This is a genomic window from Levilactobacillus muriae (genome assembly GCF_045862015.1).
In the GTDB taxonomy this organism is placed as follows: Bacteria; Bacillota; Bacilli; order Lactobacillales; family Lactobacillaceae; genus Levilactobacillus; species Levilactobacillus muriae.
The window spans coordinates 1-3,864 of the sequence record NZ_BAAFRU010000048.1; the positions used below are offsets into that span (position 1 = coordinate 1).

Below are 3,864 nucleotides of genomic sequence, written 5' to 3' on the forward strand. Positions count from 1 at the left end.
TTAATTCGTTCGGAATAGGTTATACTAGACAAAAGATCAGCTCCTAAAAGATGGGTTTGTGGTAAACACCATTTTAAAGGAAGCTGATCTTTTTTGTCCGAACAGCGTTCGGATTAATTTTACAATCCACCATAATAGTCTTGCATATTTAGATGTCCTTTCGGGGATAATCTGTGGGTATCGGGTGTGGCCGATGCCTTTTTTATTTTCCATTATATCAAAAGGCGGTCTAGTGAGAATCCGAAGATTCTCACTAGACCGTCTTATTTGTGGAGACTTATGTCACAGCCTCTTTTTGATTTATTCGTGATCCTAAACAGCAAGTTATAAGTGGTCGTTACAATTTCTATTTTGTAAACTCAAGTTCACCAAGAGCACGTTGGGCTGCTAAGTTCAATAGGCTCCACTGTCGGTCAAAGCCTGGCTGGAAGAAAAAGTCAGCTTCGGCTAAATCTTCCAGTTTTAATCCTTGTTGGATGGCTAATGAAATAACATTACCTTGGGCAGTGATATCATAAGTTGACAATACAGCACCACCTAATAGTTGATGAGTGTTTGGATTGTAATCCAGCTCTACGTAGACCTCTGTATTTCCCTTCTCCATAGGGACATAAGCTGGACGTAAAGTGTCTTTGTAAAAAGATGTGTTAATCTTAATATCGGCCTTTTGGGCTGTGGTCATATTCAGACCTGATGTGGCAAAGTGATAGTCGAAAACACTTAATGCTGATGAGCCGACTACTCCTGAAAATGGCATAGACGGTGTGTTCTCAAAGATGTGTTCCACTACATAACGGGCTTCACGTCGGGCAACCGTGGCTAAAGCTATCGGCATGTTCCTCTGAGCAGGAATTGAATAGGCCAACACCGCATCACCTATGGCATAGACATCAGGCAGATTAGTTCTCAAATATTTGTCAGTTTTAATCCACCCGCGCTTATCTAGTTCAACCGTTCCCTTTAACCAATCAGTATTAGGTTTAACTCCAACAGCTTGAATGATCAAGTCACTAGGATATTCTGCATCGTTGGTCTTAACAGCAGAAACCGATTCAGTCCCTTCATAGCATTCAATCTTAGCGCCAGTGACAACTTGAACGCCTTTGCTAGTCAATTCTTTTGATAAAATATCTGTTAATTCGGTATCTAGGTAGTTGCCCAGAGGCCGATTAATCATGTCGATTAATGTAACATTCTTTCCAGCTTTGATGCTGGCTTCAGCAGCTTCAACACCAATGTAACCAGCACCAATAACAGTAATATTTTTAACATCTGGGTCAGATAATTTTGCTTTGATCTTTTCTGCCCAATCCTTGCCGCGCATTGAATAAACGTTTTTTAGCTCATGACCAGGAACGGGTAAATCGTTTGGAGTTACGCCTGAGCTTAAGATTAATTTATCGTAATCATAGCTCTGTATCTTACCGGATCTTAAATCTTTCACGGTAACTTGCTTATTTTCTGGATTTATTTTGGTCACTTCATGATTGGCATATACTTCTGTCCCAAATTTTTCGAGATCTGCAGGTTTAAAATTACGGACATCATTAATACTCGTTACACTGTTTTCTAAATATAATTCCATACCACAGGACATAAAAGAAATAAAATCTCCCGCTTCGAAGAGTTTAATATCTAGGTTTGAGTATTTGTGAGTAAGTTCCAAAACCGACTGATGGCCGCCGTGCGAGGCACCAACAACAATAACTTTTGTCTTCGACATAAAAAATATAGCCTCCTAATAGATGGGTGACAAATAATAAATCGTTAATGATGGCCATTTTGTTCTAAAGTACATTCGTGATGACGCAATGATTCACCGATATCTCATCCAGATACTAAGCCTTCTTCTCTCGAATGGATCCCACCAGATCATCTGTAGCTGGAGCGTTCGCAAGCAATGCGCGAACATCATCAAGATTCACCTTAACATTCCAAACTAAAACACCAACTAACTTATCGGTATCTATGAAATAGACAAGCGATCCATGCGTTCGCCGATCAAAAATCAATTGCAATTTAGGATCAATATTACCGATTGCTTGCCAGGAAATATCAAAAATCATGGAATAGAAGTATGGGGTATGCTGATAGCTCATGTGAGCACCTGCCATATTACGGCCAACTAATTCACCAGAAAGTCGGGCATGGTCCACGTGCTCAATCCGTTGCCGACCCAAGATGTGATCTGGATAAGAGGCAATATCTCCAGCAGACCAGATGGCTGGGTCACTAGTATTGAGATACTCATTAACTTTCACACCACCATCAGCTAAATCCAAACAACTGTCTTCAGCTAAACTAATCCGCGGCGTAACGCCTAACCCAACAATGATCGTATCGGCTGCGATCACCGTACCATCCTTTGTCAATAGAGTCAAGTGGTCACCTTGGCGTTGATATGATTGGACAAACTGACCACTCATCAGTGTGACACCATTGCGTTTGAACGTGGCTTCATACTCAGTCCGAATAGACTCAGGAAATTTACCCTCACCCAGCGCTTTTTCTGGAAAAATCATTGTAACTTCAGTCTCATTTTGGGTCAGTGACGATGCGAGCTCTGTACCAACATATCCACCACCAATGATCACAACTCGCTTGTTCGGACCACTAAATTTACGTAACTTGCGATAATCTGACCACTGTCTAAAGACTAGCACATGTGGATCAGAAGGTCCCTGGATTTGTCTAGGTTCTCCGCCAGTTGCTAGCAATAGCTGTTCATACTTGATTTGCTCACTATCGGCCAATGTAATGACCTTATCTTGCCGATTAATAGCCGTAACCGTTGTCTTGAACTTAAAAGTCACATTGGGATAATTTTCAGCACCAATCTGAATGTTCTCTTCAGTAAATTCATCATCTAGCCATAGTTTTTTACTCAGTGCCGGTCGTTCATATGGGACATCCGCCTCTTGCGAAATAATTAAGATCTCACCCTCTGAATCTTCCTGTCGAATTCCCTTGATGGCATAGCCAGCAACCACTCCGCCACCAACAATGACGTATCGATAGCTGTTTGTCTGATCCAAATCACTCATCTAATCGCCTCCATAACTTTACTTTTTCTAGGATCATTGTAATATAAAAACGCCATGATTCGAAAAATAACGATCAGAATTGTCAATCGTTGCTTGCTTTTATCAGAATAATAATTTTATTTACATACTGCTACAAAGCTATCAAATATCACTATGATCCAGATTTAGGGTAGCGTCAAGAATCTTGTGTAAATGAAATGCCTTCGTACATATAATATGTATCTAACTTAAATAAATGATGCTTCCAAGGTGTCCTGGAGTCCTTTGAACCCTCGGTGGATCCGCTTCAGAGAATTCTCGTTATAAACATTAAACTGAGAAACCAGGAAGCGATCCAGTGAATCTTCCGTTGGAAATTGTTCTTTGTGGTGGGTGGTGCGCTTGAGATGCTTATTAAAGTTCTCAATCAGGTTAGTGGAGTATAGTGATTGCCGGATAGCTGGTGGAAAGTCCATGAAAGTGAGTAAATTCGGCATTTTAAGCAGATCTTTGATTAATTTGGGATACGTCTGATGCCAGTTGTTGGCGAACTCATTCAGTTTCAGTTCGGCTGCTTCACGGTTGGCGGCCCGATGAACTTGTTTAAAGTCACTGATCACGGCCTTGCGGTCTTTTACGCGAACTTTGTTCATCAGATTCCGCCCAACATGAACCAGGCAACGTTGTCGTTTGGCTTTAGGAAAATGCCGATTCAAGCCTTCATCCAAACCAACTAACCCATCGGCCACAAACAACAGCACATCTTTAACGCCCTGCTTGATCAAGGTTCCCAGCAGTTCAGTCCAGATTCCAGTCGATTCCGTTGGCGCCACTTGGTAGT

Annotated in this window: 3 protein-coding genes; all 3 read right to left on the minus strand. The window is 41.4% G+C overall.

Annotation, left to right across the window (positions count from 1 at the left end; all coding sequences use genetic code 11):
• Window positions 1–346 precede the first annotated feature (346 nt).
• Complete coding sequence (locus ACKTSF_RS14220; RefSeq protein WP_024855732.1) at window positions 347–1,723, minus strand: FAD-dependent oxidoreductase; 1,377 nt, start codon at window positions 1,721–1,723, stop codon at window positions 347–349.
• Between the two features lie 115 nt (window positions 1,724–1,838).
• Entirely contained in the window at window positions 1,839–3,044 is a 1,206-nt protein-coding gene (locus tag ACKTSF_RS14225) for an NAD(P)/FAD-dependent oxidoreductase (protein WP_002825823.1), read from the minus strand.
• A gap of 227 nt (window positions 3,045–3,271) precedes the next feature.
• Window positions 3,272–3,864, minus strand: a 593-nt coding sequence (locus ACKTSF_RS14230; protein ID WP_407890245.1) for an IS256 family transposase, incomplete at its 5' end; no start/stop codon positions are given.

Excerpts from the sequence above, each read along its gene's own strand:
- ACKTSF_RS14225 (WP_002825823.1), bottom strand. The coding sequence starts at position 3,044 with ATGAGTGATTTGGATCAGACAAACAGCTATCGATACGTCATTGTTGGT.
- ACKTSF_RS14220 (WP_024855732.1), bottom strand. The coding sequence starts at position 1,723 with ATGTCGAAGACAAAAGTTATTGTTGTTGGTGCCTCGCACGGCGGCCAT.